General features: G+C 64.3%; 14 protein-coding genes. 10 read left to right on the top strand and 4 right to left on the bottom strand.

Annotation, left to right across the window (positions count from 1 at the left end; all coding sequences use genetic code 11):
- Positions 1-46: 46 nt before the first annotated feature.
- From SBA_RS11925 to SBA_RS11880, 10 genes are all read left to right on the top strand, one after another.
- A complete protein-coding gene (locus SBA_RS11925) occupies positions 47-1,210 on the top strand; it encodes a D-alanyl-D-alanine carboxypeptidase family protein (protein WP_261934579.1) in 1,164 nt (387 codons plus the stop codon).
- Positions 1,207-1,833, top strand: a complete 627-nt coding sequence (gene tmk, locus SBA_RS11920) for a dTMP kinase (RefSeq protein WP_261934578.1) — start codon at positions 1,207-1,209, stop codon at positions 1,831-1,833. The genes SBA_RS11925 and tmk overlap by 4 nt, the downstream gene beginning before the upstream one ends.
- Positions 1,830-2,798, top strand: a complete 969-nt coding sequence (locus tag SBA_RS11915) for an AAA family ATPase (RefSeq protein ID WP_261934577.1) — start codon at positions 1,830-1,832, stop codon at positions 2,796-2,798. The genes tmk and SBA_RS11915 overlap by 4 nt, the downstream gene beginning before the upstream one ends.
- 43 nt (positions 2,799-2,841) lie before the next feature.
- Positions 2,842-4,404, top strand: a complete 1,563-nt coding sequence (gene metG / locus SBA_RS11910) for a methionine--tRNA ligase (RefSeq protein WP_261934576.1) — start codon at positions 2,842-2,844, stop codon at positions 4,402-4,404.
- 4 nt (positions 4,405-4,408) lie between these two features.
- Complete coding sequence (locus SBA_RS11905) at positions 4,409-5,182, top strand: TatD family hydrolase (protein ID WP_261934575.1); 774 nt, start codon at positions 4,409-4,411, stop codon at positions 5,180-5,182.
- Positions 5,179-5,970 (top strand): MBL fold metallo-hydrolase, encoded by a 792-nt coding sequence (locus SBA_RS11900; RefSeq protein WP_261934574.1) that lies wholly within the window; start codon positions 5,179-5,181, stop codon positions 5,968-5,970. Before SBA_RS11905 ends, SBA_RS11900 begins: the two co-directional genes overlap by 4 nt.
- Positions 5,971-6,600, top strand: a complete 630-nt coding sequence (locus SBA_RS11895) for a retropepsin-like aspartic protease family protein (RefSeq protein WP_261934573.1) — start codon at positions 5,971-5,973, stop codon at positions 6,598-6,600.
- Entirely contained in the window at positions 6,597-7,907 is a 1,311-nt protein-coding gene (locus tag SBA_RS11890) for an MFS transporter (RefSeq protein ID WP_261934572.1), read from the top strand. The genes SBA_RS11895 and SBA_RS11890 overlap by 4 nt, the downstream gene beginning before the upstream one ends.
- A 151-nt stretch (positions 7,908-8,058) precedes the next feature.
- Entirely contained in the window at positions 8,059-8,838 is a 780-nt protein-coding gene (gene mazG, locus SBA_RS11885; protein ID WP_261934571.1) for a nucleoside triphosphate pyrophosphohydrolase, read from the top strand.
- A 118-nt stretch (positions 8,839-8,956) separates the two neighbouring features.
- Positions 8,957-9,487: a tetratricopeptide repeat protein gene (locus tag SBA_RS11880; protein ID WP_224546172.1), complete on the top strand. Its 531-nt coding sequence runs from the start codon at positions 8,957-8,959 to the stop codon at positions 9,485-9,487.
- A gap of 27 nt (positions 9,488-9,514) precedes the next feature.
- Here SBA_RS11880 and hflX read toward each other — a convergent pair whose 3' ends face one another.
- From hflX to SBA_RS11860, 4 genes are all read right to left on the bottom strand, one after another.
- Positions 9,515-10,849 carry a GTPase HflX gene (gene hflX, locus SBA_RS11875; protein ID WP_224546170.1) on the bottom strand — a complete coding sequence of 445 codons (1,335 nt, stop codon included), beginning with the start codon at positions 10,847-10,849 and terminating at the stop codon, positions 9,515-9,517.
- A 65-nt stretch (positions 10,850-10,914) separates the two neighbouring features.
- Complete coding sequence (gene hfq, locus SBA_RS11870) at positions 10,915-11,397, bottom strand: RNA chaperone Hfq (RefSeq protein WP_066602107.1); 483 nt, start codon at positions 11,395-11,397, stop codon at positions 10,915-10,917.
- A 176-nt stretch (positions 11,398-11,573) separates the two neighbouring features.
- Complete coding sequence (gene ntrX, locus SBA_RS11865; RefSeq protein WP_224546168.1) at positions 11,574-12,944, bottom strand: nitrogen assimilation response regulator NtrX; 1,371 nt, start codon at positions 12,942-12,944, stop codon at positions 11,574-11,576.
- Entirely contained in the window at positions 12,934-15,186 is a 2,253-nt protein-coding gene (locus SBA_RS11860) for a sensor histidine kinase (protein ID WP_261934570.1), read from the bottom strand. The genes ntrX and SBA_RS11860 overlap by 11 nt, the downstream gene beginning before the upstream one ends.
- Positions 15,187-15,201 lie beyond the last annotated feature (15 nt).

Below are 15,201 nucleotides of genomic sequence, written 5' to 3'. Positions count from 1 at the left end.
ATCGCGCGCGACAAGCGATTCCATTCCAGTCAAAGGCAGTGCCCCGATGAAGAAATCCGTTGCAGTCCTCCTCGCCGTCGGGCTGCTGGCCCAGCCACTGATCGCGGCTGCGCCGCCCTATACCAGCGAAGCGCCGATCGCCTATATGAAGGATCTGTCGTCGGGCGCGGTGCTGTACGACAAGGGGGGCGAGACCCGCATGCCCCCGGCGTCGCTGGCCAAGATGATGACCGCGCATGTCGCCTTTCGCCTGATTCAGAAGGGCGAACTGAAACTCGACACCAAATTCACCGTGCGCCCGGAAACCTGGAAGCAATGGCATGGGCCGCAGGCGGGTTCGACCATGTTCCTGTCCGCCGGCGAACAGGTGTCGGTCGAAAATCTGCTGCATGGTATCGTTACTCTGTCGGGCAATGACGCCTGCGTCGTGCTGGCGGAGGGCATTTCCGGGACGGAGCAGGCCTTCGTCGCGGCGATGAACGAGGAAGCCAAGCGGCTTGGCCTGAAGAACAGCCATTTCGGCACCAGCAATGGCTGGCCGGACGAAGGCGTGACCTATGTCACCGCCGAAGACCTCGCCAAGCTGGCCGAGGCGACGATCGTCGAGACGCCCGACCTCTACAAGCGTTTCTATGCCACCCGCGCCTTCACCTGGGGCAAGACCATGGGCGGGTCGGATATCGCGCAGGCCAATCGCAACCCGATCCTGGGCAAGATTCCCGGCGCCGACGGACTGAAAACCGGGCATACCGAGGAGGCCGGATATGGTTTCACGGGTTCTGCCGAACAGGATGGTCGTCGCCTGATCATCGTCACCGCAGGTTCCACCAGCTTCAACGGCCGCGCCACCGAAGCCGTCCGCTTCATGGACTGGGGCTTCAAGGCGTGGAAAGCGCAGCCTTTGTTCAAGAAGGGGCAGACGGTCGAAACGGCGGCCGTGCAACTGGGCAGCGCCACGAGCGTGGCGCTGGTCGCGCCGCAGAATCTGGCCGTTACCCTGCCGCGTACGGCGTCGGCCAACGTGCAGGTGAAGGTGGTCTATACCGGCCCGATCAAGGCGCCGATCGCCAAGGGGCAGCAGATCGCCCAGTTGATCGTCCAGACGCCGGACACGCCGCCGCAGATCATGCCGCTGGTGGCGGGTGAAGATGTCGCCGAAGCGGGCTTTTTCGGTCGGTTGTGGAATGGCATGAAGTCGCTCTTCGCTTGAGTCAAGGCAAGTTCATTAGCCTGGAAGGCGGCGAGGGCGCGGGCAAATCGACCCAGTTGCGCGCGCTGGCCGCCGCTTTGCGCGCACGCGGGGTGGAGGTGGTCGAGACGCGCGAGCCGGGCGGCAGCGACGGAGCGGAGGCGATCCGCGCCCTGCTGCTGACCGGCGGGGCCGACCGCTGGAGCCCGCGCGCCGAAGCTCTGCTGTTCGCGGCGGCGCGGGCGGACCATATCGAAAAGACGATCCGTCCGGCGCTGGTGCGGGGCGCGTGGGTGCTATCCGACCGGTTCCTCGATTCGAGCCGGGCCTATCAAGGGCAGGGTGCTTTGTCCGACGCCGACATATTGACGCTGCACCGGATCGGCAGCGACGGCTTTCTGCCCGACCGCACCCTGCTGCTGACGCTGGCCGAAGAGGAAGCGACCGGGCGGGCCAAGGCGCGTGACGGCGATGCCGAAGACCGGATCGGCGGGCGGGCGAGCGACTTTCATCGCGCCGTGGCCGACGCCTTCAGCCGCTTCGCGCGCGATGAGGGCGAACGCGTCCGTGCGATCGATGCGTCCGGCCCGGCCGAGGTCGTGACGGTACGACTGCTCGACGCGATCGAAGACTTGCTGCCATGACGATCCTTCTGGGCCATGACGCACAGGCCCGCACGCTGATGGCCGCCGCGCAGAGCGGACGCATGCACCATGGCTGGATACTTGCCGGTCCCAGGGGCATCGGCAAGGGCAGTTTCGCCCGCGCGCTGGCGATGCGACTGCTGGCCGACGCCGCCGGGCCGCCGATCGGTGGCGAAGGGTTGTCCGTGCCGGAAAACCACCAGACCCGTCGCCTGATCGAGGCGTCGGCCCATCCCGATTATGCCGAACTGGCGCCGCTGGAAAAGGATGGCGTTACCGCGCGCAACATCAGCGTCGATCAGGTGCGTGGACTGCAACGCCTGACCCAGTCGGCCCCGTCGCTGTCGCCGCGCCGCGTGGTGGTGGTCGACAGCGCCGACGATCTGGAACGCGGCGCGGCCAATGCGCTGCTCAAGACGCTGGAAGAGCCGCCGGCGGACATGATCTTCCTGTTGGTCAGCCATGCGCCGGGACGCTTGCTGCCGACGATCCGCTCGCGCTGCCGGACGTTGCGCTTCGATCCGCTGGATGCGGCGGCGATGCGGTCTGTGCTGAAGGCGACGGACGAGACGCTGTCGCCCCAGGAAATGGACGCGCTGGTGCGCGCGGGCGAGGGATCGCCGGGGCAGGCGCTGCGCTATGCGGGCCTCAATCTATCGGAGATCGAGCAGGCGCTTAGCGCGCTGGCGACGCAGGGCGATCCGGGCAACCGCCAGCGGCTGGCGCTGGCCAAGGCGCTGGCGCTAAAATCGGCCAAGCCGCGCTACGAAGCCTTTTTGGAACGGGCGCCGGCCTTCATCGCCCAGGCGGCGCGGACCCGGCAGGGGCAGGCGTTGGGCACGGCGCTGGACCATTGGGAAAAGGCCCGGCATCTGGCGGGCGGCGCGGTGATCCTGTCGCTCGATCCGGCAGGCGTCGTGTTCGAGCTTGCCGGCCACGTCGCGGCGCTCGCACATCCGGGCTGAAAAGCGGCTTTGCGGCGACCCGAAATCGCTCTAGGGAAGCGCCATGTCCAAGCCCTTCACCATCACCACCGCCATTTCCTATCCCAATGGCCGTCCGCATATCGGCCATGCCTATGAAGTGATCGCCACCGACGCGGTCGCCCGGTTCCAGCGGATGATGGGCCGCGACGTCTTCTTCCAGACCGGCACCGACGAACATGGGCTGAAAATGGCCCAGACGGCGCGGGGCCGCGGTATCGAGCCGCGCGAACTGGCCGATGAAATGGCAGGCTATTTCAAGGTGATGAATGAGAGACTGAATATCAGTCATGATCGTTTCATCCGCACCAGCGAGCCGGATCATCACAGCGCCAGCCAGGCGATCTGGCAGGCGATGGAGGCCAATGGCGACCTGTATCTCGGCCGATATGAAGGCTGGTATTCGGTCCGCGACGAAGCCTTTTACGACGAGAAGGAAATCACCGACGGGGAGGGGGGCGTCAAGCTGTCCCCGCAAGGTACGCCGGTCGAATGGACGGTCGAGGAAAGCTGGTTCTTCCGCCTGTCGGCCTATCAGGACCGGCTGCTGGCGCTCTATGAAAGCCAGCCCGACTTCATCCAGCCCGATAGCCGCCGCAACGAAATCCTGCGCTTCGTCGAAGGCGGCCTGTCCGACCTCAGCGTGTCGCGCACCAGCTTCGACTGGGGCGTCAAGGTGCCCGGATCGGACGGTCATGTCATGTATGTGTGGGTCGATGCGCTCACCAATTATCTGACCGGCTGCGGCTATCCCGACGATGCTGAGCGGATGGCGCGTTACTGGGCCGAGGGCGGCGATATCACGCACATCATCGGCAAGGATATCGTGCGTTTTCATACCGTTTACTGGCCAGCCTTCCTGATGAGCGCGAAGCTGCCTTTGCCCCGCCATGTCTTTGGCCATGGCTTCCTGCTCAACCGCGGCGAGAAGATGTCGAAGTCCGTCGGCAACGTCGCCGATCCGATGGAACTGGCCGACCGCTTCGGCGTGGATCAGTTGCGCTATTTCCTGCTGTCCGAAGTCACCTTCGGCAATGATGGCAGCTATAGCGCGGAGGCGATCGTCGCGCGTTCGAACAGCGATCTGGCCAACAGCTTCGGCAACCTGGCGCAGCGGACCTTGAGCTTCATCGCCAAGAATCTGGAGGGCCGTCTGCCCGAGCCGGCGCCACAGGATGTCGACAGCGACCTGCTTAAGATGGTGGCCGATGCCGCCGCGACCTTCCAGACCGCCATGGTCGATCTGGCCCCTTCGGTCGCGATCGAGGCGTGGATGCGCGCCGTGTTCGCCTGTAACGCCTATATTGACGCGCAGGCGCCCTGGGCGCTGCGCAAGACCGATCCGGCGCGGATGGAGGCGGTGCTCGCCACACTTTACGAGGCGATCGCCAGTCTGGCCATCATGATCCAGCCGGTCATCCCGGCCAGCACCGCCGCCTTGCTCGACCAGATGGGGCTGGACGGCAACGGACGCGGCTATGACGTCATCGGTGGAGATTTCTACGCCGGGCTGCGGAGCGCCGGTTTCACGCTCAGCCCGCCCAAACCGCTGTTCCCCCGCCTGGAACTGCCGGTAGAGGATGCCTGAACCCATGCTGATCGACAGCCATTGCCACCTGAATTACAAGGGTTTGATCGAGGATCAGGCCAATGTGCTGGAACGATCGCGGGCCGCTGGCGTCGACCTCATGCTCAATATCGCGACGCGCGAAAGCGAGTGGGACGATGTGTTGGGCACGGCGATCCGAGAGCCGGACGTGTGGGCAACGGTCGGCATTCACCCGCATGAGGCGGACGAGCATCCCCATATCGATACCGCCAAGCTGGTCGAACGCGCGGCGCATCCGCGCGTGGTCGGCATCGGCGAAACCGGGCTGGATTATTATTACGACCATAGCGATCGGGCGCGGCAGCAGAAGAGCTTTCGATCCCACATCGTCGCGGCGCGCGACACCGGCCTGCCTCTGATCGTCCATACCCGCGACGCGGAGGACGATACCCTTGCCATCATGCGCGAGGAGATGGGGAAGGGGGCCTATAGCGGTGTCATCCATTGCTTCACCGCCAGCGGCGCCTTTGCCGATGCGGCGATGGAATTGGGCTTCTATATCAGCATTTCGGGCATCGTGACGTTCAAGAGCGCGAAGGATTTGCAGGAGACGGCGGCGCGGCTGCCGATCGACCGGCTGCTGGTGGAAACGGACTCGCCCTTTCTGGCGCCGGTGCCGCATCGCGGCCGCCCGTGCGAGCCGGCCTATGTCGCCGACACCGCCAGATTCTTGGCGGATCTACGCGGCGAAAGCGTGGAAGAACTAGCGGCGGCGACGTCGGCCAATTTCCGCACCTTGTTCAGCAAGGTCGCATGAGCCTGAAGCTCACAATCCTGGGCAGCGGCACATCCTCCGGCGTGCCACGGATCGGCAATGACTGGGGCGACTGCGACCCCGCGGAACCGAAAAACCGGCGGACGCGGGTGTCCATCCTGGTGGAAAGCCCGACAACGCGCATCCTGGTCGATACCTCGCCCGATATGCGCGCTCAGTTGCTGGCGGCCGACGTGATCCGGATCGATGCGATCCTGTGGACGCACGACCATGCCGATCACAGCCATGGTATCGACGACGTGCGCCAGCTTTTCCACCATCGCCGCACGCCCGTTCCGGGCTATGCGCGCCCGCAGACGCTCAAGCTGCTGTCGGAGCGGTTCGCCTATGCGTTCGAAGGGCGCAACGGCTATCACCCGACCATAGAGCCGCACGTCCTGCCCGACGGGCTGCGGATCGGCGACATCGACATCGCCTGTGTCGACCAGCCCCATGGCGACATCTATTCCACCGGCTTCCGTTTCAGCCATGGCGGCCGGTCGGTCGGCTATGCCACGGATTTCCATGCGCTGACGCCGGACATGCTGGCGCTCTATGACGGCCTCGACGTCTGGGTGGTCGATGCGCTGCGGGCCAAGCCGCACCCGACTCATCCGCATCTGGCGCTGGCGCTGGACGGTATCAGCGCCACCCGGCCGAGTCTGGCGATCCTGACCCATATGGACCAGAGCATGGATTATGCGACATTGATCGGCACGCTACCCCAGGGCGTGGAGCCGGGCTATGACGGCATGGTGGTGGCGCTGGACGCGAAAGAGCAGGGGGCCTGAATGGACAGCACGGATCAGGCGGCCTCGACCATCTGGTATGTGCTGGCGCTCGTGCTGGTCGGGTCCGCGCTGGTCGGGCGGCAGATGGCCTGGGGGAGCCTGCTGCGCATGGCGTTGCTGTGGGTCGCGATCTTCGCTGGCCTGCTGGGCCTGTTCAAATTCGCCCAGACGCAAGGCTATCTGACCGGGCGTTGGGCGGAGGAAGGGGATATGGCCGCCCCCGACGAAGCGCCGGCTGCACTGCCCAAGGCCCGGACCGAGGGACAGGCGCTGCGCATCCCGGTCGCGCCGGACGGTCATTATTGGGTCGAGGCCACGATCAACGGCACGTCCGCGCGTTTTCTGATCGACAGCGGCGCGACCGTCACCGCCCTGTCCGAAAATACGGCCCGCGCCGCCGGCCTCAACTATGATGTCGGCGAACCGGGCGTCATCATGACCACCGCCAATGGCAAGGTGACGGCGAAGCGGTCGAGCATCGCTACCCTCGCCATCGGTCCCATTTCGGCGAGCGACCTGCCCGTAGTCGTGTCGCCCGCCTTCGGGGAGGTCAATGTCATCGGCATGAACATGCTGTCACGCCTGAAAAGCTGGGGCGTGCAGGACGGCGCCATGGTTCTGACGCCATGAGCGCAGAGACCGCTTCGATCGAGACGAGCGCGCCCACGCAGGGGCAGCGGCTCAAGGCCATCATCGGCGGATCTACCGGCAATCTGGTGGAATGGTATGACTGGTATGCCTATGCCGCCTTCACTCTCTATTTCGCGCCGCATTTCTTCCCCAGCGAGGATCGCACCGCGCAATTGCTGAGCGCGGCGGGCATCTTTGCGGTCGGCTTCCTGATGCGGCCGATCGGCGCCTGGCTGATGGGCGTCTATGCCGATCGTCATGGGCGCAAGAGCGGCCTGACCCTGTCGGTGGCGTTGATGTGCGCGGGATCGCTGCTGATCGCGGTGACGCCGGGTTATGAAACGATCGGAGTCGCCGCGCCGCTGATGCTGGTGCTGGCGCGGCTGATGCAGGGATTGTCGATCGGCGGCGAATATGGCGCGAGCGCGACCTATCTGTCGGAAATGGCAGGGAAGAACCGGCGCGGCTTCTTTTCCAGCTTCCAATATGTGACGCTGATCGCGGGGCAGTTGGTCGCGATCTGCGTGCTGTTGCTGCTGCAGGCGACGCTGACCGAAGCGCAACTCGACGCCTGGGGATGGCGCATACCCTTCTTCATCGGCGGGCTGCTGGCGGTCATCGTGTTCTGGCTGCGGCGCGGGCTGGCCGAGACGCAGAGCTTTGCCGTGGCCAAGGCGGCGGGCGCCCCCAGATCGGGCTTCGTCGAACTCATCACCAACCATCCGCGCGAGACGCTGACGGTGATGCTGCTGACGGCGGGCGGAACGATCGCTTTCTACGCCTACAGTATCTACATGCAGAAATTCCTGGTCAACACCAGCGGCCTCAGCCGTCAAGTCGCGTCGCAGATCAACGCGGCGACGCTGTTCGCGTTCATGCTGTTGCAGCCTGTTGCGGGCGCCTTGTCCGACCGGATCGGCCGCAAGCCGCTGATGATCGGCTTCGGCGTCATGGGCATGCTGTGCACCTATCCGATCTTCGCGACGCTGGCGGTGACGAAAGACCCGCTTGTCGCCGGGCTGCTGGTGATGGCGGGCCTGGTCATCGTGACCGGCTATACGTCGATCAATGCGGTGGTGAAGGCGGAGCTGTTTCCGGCGCACATCCGCGCGCTGGGCGTGGCGCTGCCTTATGCGCTGGCCAATACCTTGTTCGGCGGGACGGCGGAATTCGTCGCCTTATGGTTCAAGCAGGCCGGCATGGAGCAGGCTTTCTACATCTATGTCACGGTGATGATCGCCATATCGCTGAGCGTATATGTGAAGATGCGGGACACGGCCAAACACAGCCAGATTCGCGAGGATTGAAGGCGCTGCGACAGCGAGCTGGACAGTTGTACGCGACCGCGACATAGGACAAATTTAACATAAGATATATTATCGAACTTATTTTGATGCTGGTCAGCGGCGTGGGTGCGCCCTATCGCACGATCAGCATTCCATAGCGATCAGGTCCTATATGAACAAAGCCAGCCCCGCCGACATCATGCCGCTCGCCGAAGTCATGGCGCGGTTGCGCGATCCCGATACGGGTTGCCCCTGGGACATCGAGCAGGATTTCGCGTCGATCGCGCCCTATACGATCGAGGAAGCCTATGAAGTGGCTGATGCGATCGAACGTGCGGACATGGATGCGCTGCGCGACGAACTGGGCGATCTGCTGCTCCAGGTCGCCTTCCACAGCCGCATGGCGGAACAGGCCGGCCATTTTGCGATGCAGGATGTGATCGACGCCATTACGCAGAAGATGATCCGCCGGCATCCGCATGTCTTCGGCGACGGCGCCCGCCGGGAGGATGGCCACGCCCAGTGGGAGACGATCAAGGCGGCCGAACGCGCAGAAAAAGATCCCGACCCCAGCGCGCTGGCTGGCGTGGCGAGCGCCCTGCCCGCACTGCTCCGCGCCGGAAAATTGCAGAAGCGCGCCGCCCGCACCGGGTTCGATTGGCCTGATACGGTCGACGTGATCGACAAGATCGTCGAGGAACTGGATGAAGTGCGCGAAGCGGCCACGCAGGAGGAGCGTGAAGAGGAAGTCGGCGACCTCCTATTCGCCGTGGTCAATCTCGCACGACATCTGAAGGTCGATCCCGAAACCGCTCTGCGCAAGGCGAATGGGAAATTCGATCGCCGGTTCCGATCAATGGAGGATATGGCCGGCGAGACCTTTGCCGGACTGACGCTCGACGCAAAGGAAGCGCTTTGGCAACGAGCAAAGCAACAGGAAAAATCGGCATAACCAGCATATGTTGTCACGAAGCAGACATCCAACAGACAAGGTTCGTAACTGCAACTGATATTTGACAAGAGTGCGCGATCGCCATAGCTTTTTGCCTCTCACGACGGAGGAATATGCGATGCGCCTGACTGTCCTTCTCCCCCTTTGCTGCGTGCTTGCGGTGCCGGCCCATGCCCAGCATGTGGCCGGCGTGTCGGGTATCCATTTCAACCAAGGCGCGCCCATGGCCGCGCCGGTGAACGGCTATAACGCGGCCAGCTTCGCCTCTATATCGCGCAGCCCGGATGTGGGCCGCGCGCAGAAGCTGATCGCAGACGGCGATTATGCAGAAGCTGACGCGCTGCTGGCCAGGCTGATCGGCCAGACCAGCAACAGGCAGGTCCGCTTCCTCAAGGGAGTCGCCAAGCTGGGCATGGGCGATGCCGTCGCGGCGCGCCGCTATTTCGAAAAGAGCCTTTATAGTAACCGGAGTGGCTATCCCGGCGCGATGTCGGGACTGGCGCTGGCGGAAATCCGCTTGGGCAACAGGGATGCGGCCGAGGATATATTGCAGAAGCTGCGCTACCAGCAGGAAAAATGCCGGAGCGATTGTGATCGCGCCAAGCCGCTGGATCAGGCCATTGCCGTGGTCGAAAAGGCGTTGACCTGAAGTGACCTGACCCAGGAAGCCGCTCGGTTAGCCTTCGCTCCGCTTGGAATAGCGGGCGAAGGCGGCGTCCGAGAGGCGGACGTCGATGCGGCTTTCCTCACCTTCGACCAGGGTCGAAAGCACTTCGCCATGTTCGTGGAGCCAGGCGACCGTGGCGCCGTCCGATATCGGGATGCGCAGGCCGTAAACTTTCGCACCGCGGGTCATGCGGTCGCTGATGGTCCGCTGAAGCATGTCCACCCCCTCCCCGGTCAGGGCCGAGAGGATGACGACATCGTCGCGCCGGGACGCCGTCTCGCGCGCGAGGGCTGCGTCGTCTTCGCTCAACAGGTCGAGCTTGTTCCAGGCTTCCAGGATCGGGGGCGCGTCGGCCTCCCCTTCCCTACGATCGAGCGCCGCTTCGCCGGCGACGCCCAGTTCGCCCAGCACGTCCAGCACGTCGTCGCGCTGCGCGTCGCTGTCGGGATGGGCGATGTCGCGCACATGGACGATGAGATCGGCCGACAGCACTTCCTCCAGCGTCGCGCGGAAGGCGGCGATCAATTGCGTCGGCAGATCGGAGACGAAGCCAACCGTGTCGGACAGGATCGCCTTGTCCAGGCCCGGCAACGCAATCTGGCGCATGGTCGGGTCCAGTGTGGCGAACAACAGGTCTTCCGCCATGACGTCAGCCCCGGTCATCCGGTTGAAAAGCGTGGACTTTCCGGCATTTGTATAGCCGACCAGCGCGATCACCGGCCAGGGCGCACGCTGGCGCCGTGCGCGGTGCAGGCCGCGGGTGCGGGTGACCTGGTCCAGTTCCTTGCGGATCTTGGCCATGCGATCGCGGATCATGCGCCGGTCCGCCTCGATCTGGGTCTCGCCCGGACCGCCCAGAAAGCCGAAACCGCCGCGCTGTCGTTCAAGATGGGTCCAGCTGCGGACGAGACGGCCCGCCTGATAGTCGAGATGGGCGAGTTCGACCTGTAGCCGCCCTTCATTGGTGGCGGCCCGCTCGCCGAAGATTTCGAGGATCAGGCCCGTGCGGTCGATGACCTTGGCCTCGCAGGATTTTTCCAGATTGCTCTGCTGCACCGGCGACAGGCTGTTGTCGACGATGATGAGTTCAGCCTCTTCCTGCCGCGCCAGCGTGGCGATCTGGTCCACCTGCCCGCTGCCGAACAGGGTCGCGGGCTTGCGGTCGCGCACCCGGAACGCCTGGGCGGCGCGCACGTCGATACCGATCGCCAGCGCAAGGCCACGCGCTTCCTCCAGCCGGGCGTCGCTGTCGCGGCGGTCTCCATTGTGGGTTTCGGCATGAACGACGACGGCGCGCGCGCCGCGCGCCACTTCGTCATCGGAGTCGCGATTGAATATGGCCATGGATGTTTAGAGCATCTTGCAGCGGCCCGGTCCACCTGAGCGCGGACCGGACGCTGCTGGGACGATCAATCGTCCTGTTCGTTTTCGCCGCTCAGGTCGAGCGCATGAAGCGGCTGGACGGTCGAGATGGCGTGTTTGTAGACGAGCTGCACCATGCCGTCGCGTTCGAGCAGCATGCAAAAGAGGTCGAAGGCCGCGATCTCACCCTGGAGCATGACGCCGTTGACCAGGAACATCGTCACCGGGCTGCCCGACTTGCGGACCGCCGACAGGAAGATTTCCTGCAGCAGCTTGCCCTTGCCGTTGCCATCGCTGGCCTTGCGCAGATCGGTCAGGTCCATCGACTGGGCCGGCATGACGGTCGATATCGCATGTTTGTAGACCAGTTGCGACTGGCCGTCGCGGCGCAGCAGCACGGAGAAATTGTCGAACCAGGTGATGATGCCTTGCAACTTGACGCCCTTGACCAGGAACATGGTCACCGGGGTCTTGGTCTTGCGCAGGCTGTTGAGGAAAATATCCTGAAGGTTGTTCACTTTGTCGGCCATGGTCGTCGCCAGTCCTTTATTCTTGGCGGGACGTTGCCCGCTCTCGCACCCTAAGCAGGGTGTCTTGCCCGCCCCCGCTTGTCGGGAGCGGTGCAATCCTATCGCAATTGCGAAGGAGCGTCCATGGCGCAGATGCGCTTTGGCCAAAGTTCGGCAACCGATTGGCCAAACATGGTCTAGTCCTTGCCTTCAGTGATGCCCAGCAGCTTGAGTTTGCGGTGCAGCGCGGACCGCTCCATGCCGATGAAGGTCGCGGTGCGGGAGATGTTGCCGGAGAAACGCCGAATCTGGATGCGCAGATATTCCCGTTCAAAGCTCTCGCGCGCTTCGCGCAGCGGGGCGCCCATGATGGCGGACTGGCCCATCCCCTCCCCGCCGCCGCCGCTGGTCAGTTCGGGCGGCAGCATGTCGAGTTCGATTCGTCCGATCCGGTCGCCCGGTGCCAGGATCATCGTGCGTTCGATGACGTTGCGCAACTGCCGGACATTGCCCGGCCATTCATTGGCCTGCAGCGCGGCCATGGCGTCGCTGGCTATTTCCGGCGGCGGCACGCGGCGTTCGGCGGCGAAACGGGCCAGATAATGTTCGACCAGCGGCGGGATGTCGTCGCGCCGTTCGGACAGGGGCGGGATCGCCAGCGGCACGACATTGAGGCGATAGAAGAGATCCTCGCGGAAGCGCCGCTCCTCGATCTCGCCCGCCAGATCCAGCGCGGTGGAGGAGATAACGCGGACGTCCACCTTGACATTGCGCTGTCCGCCGACGCGGGTGAAGCTCTGGTCTGTCAGGACGCGCAATATCTTGCCCTGCGTCGTGATCGGCATGTCGGCGATCTCGTCCAGATAGAGCGTGCCGCCATGCGACTGTTCCAGGAAGCCGGGACGGACGAGGCCGCTAGCATCTTCGACGCCGAACAGTTCCTCCTCGACACGGTCGGGGTCCATCCGGGCCGCAGCAACGATGATGAAGGGCGAATCGGCGCGGCCGCTCCAGCTATGCAGCATCCGCGCAGCGACTTCCTTGCCGACGCCGGCAGGGCCGGAAATGAGGACGCGACTGCCAGTGCCGGCGACCTTCTTGATGGTGGCCCGCACGCCGTTGATCGACGCCGAGGTACCGGTCAGTTCATCATCCTGACCGAACCGGGCGCGCAGAACCTGATTCTCCCGGCGCAGACGCTCCGTCTCTGTCGCGCGCGACACCAGGTGCAGCAGCCGGTCGGCCTCGAAGGGCTTTTCGATAAAGTCGGCCGCGCCCTTGCGGATCGCCGCGACGGCCGTGTCGATATTGCCATGGCCCGAAATCATCAGCACCGGCACGGTGGGATCCCGGCGCTTGATCTCCTCGAGCAATTCCAGCCCGTCCATGCGCGATCCCTGCAACCAGACGTCGAGCAGGACGAGCGAGGGACGACGGGCATCGAGCGCATCGATGGCGCTGTCGCTATTGGCGGCGGTACGGGTGGTGAAACCTTCATCTTCCAGCACACCCGCGACCAGATCGCGAATATCCTCTTCATCGTCGACTATCAGAATATCAAGCGCCATTGGCCGTCACTTTTCCTTTTGGCAGGGCGATAACCTGCCCTTCTTCCAGTTTTTCCAGCGCCCCCGCGGCGAAGCGCAGCGTTACGCACGCCCCGCCCCCTTGTGCATCGTCGAAGCGGATCTCCCCCAAATGCTCCTCGACAATCTTCTTGACGATGGCCAGGCCCAGACCCGTCCCCTTGGTCCGCGTCGTCATATAAGGTTCCAATATCCGCTCGCGTTCGGGCGGCAGGCCGATACCGTCGTCGCGCACGGTGATGAGAATATCGTCCCCCTCCCGCACCAATGTCATACGGACATGGCCACGCGGGCCACCCTCATCCGAAACTGCTTTGGGTTCAATAGCTTCAACCGCATTCTTCACGATGTTCGTCAGCGCCTGCCCCAACTGACGCCGGTCGCACACCATCTCCAGATCGTCGGCCCCGGCATATTCGAAGCGAATATCGGGATGCGCCACTTCGTGCAGAAACAGGGCATGGCGGGCGATATCGCCCACCGCCTCGCGCCGGAACACCGGCTTGGGCATCCGCGCGAAGGAGGAAAATTCGTCGACGATCCGGCGCAGGTCGCCCACCTGCCGGACGATCGTGCCGGTCAGGCGGGTGAAGGTCGGCTTGTCGCTGGTGATCTCGTCGGCATAGCGGCGTTGCAGCCGTTCGGCGGCGAGCTGGATCGGGGTCAGCGGATTCTTGATCTCATGCGCGATGCGTCGCGCCACGTCGGACCAGGCCGCGCGGCGCTGGTCGGACAGCTGCTGGGTGATATCGTCGAACGTCAGGATATGGCGCGATGCGTCCTGCGACCGCTTGACCGCCAGGGTGCGCAGGTCGCCATGCGCACGCACCTGGACGATACCCGCGCTCTCGTCGGAGGCGATGAACTCGACCAGCTCCGGCGACACTTCGGCCAGGGTGCGGCCGACCAGATCGTCGCCTTCGTCCACCAGAATCGCCGCGGCCGAACTGTTGAGCAACTGCACCACGCCATGGAAATCCACCGACAGCACGCCCGCGCTGACGCCCGACAGGATCGCCTCGATAAAGGCGCGCCGTTCGTCGAGTTGGCTGTTCGCCGCAACCAGCGCGCCCGTCTGCGCCTCCAGCCGTTGGGTCATACGGTTGAAGGCAGCGGCCAGCGTGCCGATCTCGTCGCGCGCCATCGGCCCGGTCACGCGCGCGGACAGATCGCCGGCGGTGATCCTGCGCGCCGCGGTCACCAATTGGTTCACCGGCCGGACCATCCAGTCGGCGACGGCCAGCGCGATGTAGACGGCGATGCCGACCAGCAGCAGCGACCCCACGAACAGCGCAATGTTAAAGCGCAGTTGCAGCGCGCGGGACTGGGTGGCGAACTGGTCATAGTCGGCAATCACCTTCTGCGCGCGCGCGACGTTGCTGAAGGACCAGCTTTCCGCATTACGGGTCGCGAACAGATAGATTTTCGACTCGGGGTAGAGCAGCGTCACCGCTTCGATCTGGTTCGGGCTTGCCTGCACCACGACATTTTCACCCGATGCCAGGCGCCTGATGACCTCCGGCGTCAACATGGCCCCAGCCGGCCGGTTTTCCGGGTCCACCGTCGCGGCGGTGCGGGCGATGCCGTCTTTCCCGACCTCTATGATGGCCGACCGGTTGAGCTTGCGCGTGACGACCTGATAGATAAAGCCTTCGGCAAAGCGCGGGCTGTTGACCTTCGACTGGTTCAAATAATCGCGCAGGTCGCCGGCCATCGTCACGGTTTCGTCACCGACCTCTCGCAAATTGGCCTGATAATAGCCGCGCGCCAGGTCGCCCGCATTTTGCAGCATCCCGCGCGCGCTGTCGGAAAACCAGAATTGCACGCCATATTGGAACAGCAGCGATGCGAAGATCACCACCAGCAGCATCGGTACGCTGGCGACGATGGAGAAGATCGCGACCAGCCGCACGTGCAACTGGCCATCGCTGCCGATCGCCGATTGCGCCGCGCGCCGTTTCGCCACGCGTCGCCCCAGCAGCACCAGCAAGGCGATCGCCGGCACCAGATTCGCAACCAGCAGCAGGGCGACGATCGGTGGCGTAAGCAGGGCGTAGGATTGACCGCCGCCTGACAGAAGATAGTAGGTCAGCCCCGCCATCCCCAGGAAGAGGGCAAGAGTCACCCCCTCCACCAGCGCGGCCAGTCGCCCGTTGCGGAGGAATAGCGGCAGATGCCTCCGCCATGCCGATGCCCGCCGGGGGAGTGTGGTCGCGCCGTTCATAGTGGCATTGTTACA

The sequence above is a fragment of the Sphingomonas bisphenolicum genome, assembly GCF_024349785.1.
In the GTDB taxonomy this organism is placed as follows: Bacteria; Pseudomonadota; Alphaproteobacteria; order Sphingomonadales; family Sphingomonadaceae; genus Sphingobium; species Sphingobium bisphenolicum.
This window is presented reverse-complemented; position numbering and strand designations above follow the sequence as displayed.

Bases quoted from the DNA above. Each gene is read 5' to 3' on its own strand.
- SBA_RS11880 (WP_224546172.1), top strand. From the start codon at position 8,957: ATGCGCCTGACTGTCCTTCTCCCCCTTTGCTGCGTGCTTGCGGTGCCG.
- SBA_RS11860 (WP_261934570.1), bottom strand. From the start codon at position 15,186: ATGAACGGCGCGACCACACTCCCCCGGCGGGCATCGGCATGGCGGAGG.
- hflX (WP_224546170.1), bottom strand. From the start codon at position 10,849: ATGGCCATATTCAATCGCGACTCCGATGACGAAGTGGCGCGCGGCGCG.
- metG (WP_261934576.1), top strand. From the start codon at position 2,842: ATGTCCAAGCCCTTCACCATCACCACCGCCATTTCCTATCCCAATGGC.
- ntrX (WP_224546168.1), bottom strand. From the start codon at position 12,944: ATGGCGCTTGATATTCTGATAGTCGACGATGAAGAGGATATTCGCGAT.
- SBA_RS11915 (WP_261934577.1), top strand. From the start codon at position 1,830: ATGACGATCCTTCTGGGCCATGACGCACAGGCCCGCACGCTGATGGCC.
- SBA_RS11900 (WP_261934574.1), top strand. From the start codon at position 5,179: ATGAGCCTGAAGCTCACAATCCTGGGCAGCGGCACATCCTCCGGCGTG.
- SBA_RS11895 (WP_261934573.1), top strand. From the start codon at position 5,971: ATGGACAGCACGGATCAGGCGGCCTCGACCATCTGGTATGTGCTGGCG.
- mazG (WP_261934571.1), top strand. From the start codon at position 8,059: ATGAACAAAGCCAGCCCCGCCGACATCATGCCGCTCGCCGAAGTCATG.
- hfq (WP_066602107.1), bottom strand. From the start codon at position 11,397: ATGGCCGACAAAGTGAACAACCTTCAGGATATTTTCCTCAACAGCCTG.
- SBA_RS11890 (WP_261934572.1), top strand. From the start codon at position 6,597: ATGAGCGCAGAGACCGCTTCGATCGAGACGAGCGCGCCCACGCAGGGG.
- SBA_RS11905 (WP_261934575.1), top strand. From the start codon at position 4,409: ATGCTGATCGACAGCCATTGCCACCTGAATTACAAGGGTTTGATCGAG.
- SBA_RS11925 (WP_261934579.1), top strand. From the start codon at position 47: ATGAAGAAATCCGTTGCAGTCCTCCTCGCCGTCGGGCTGCTGGCCCAG.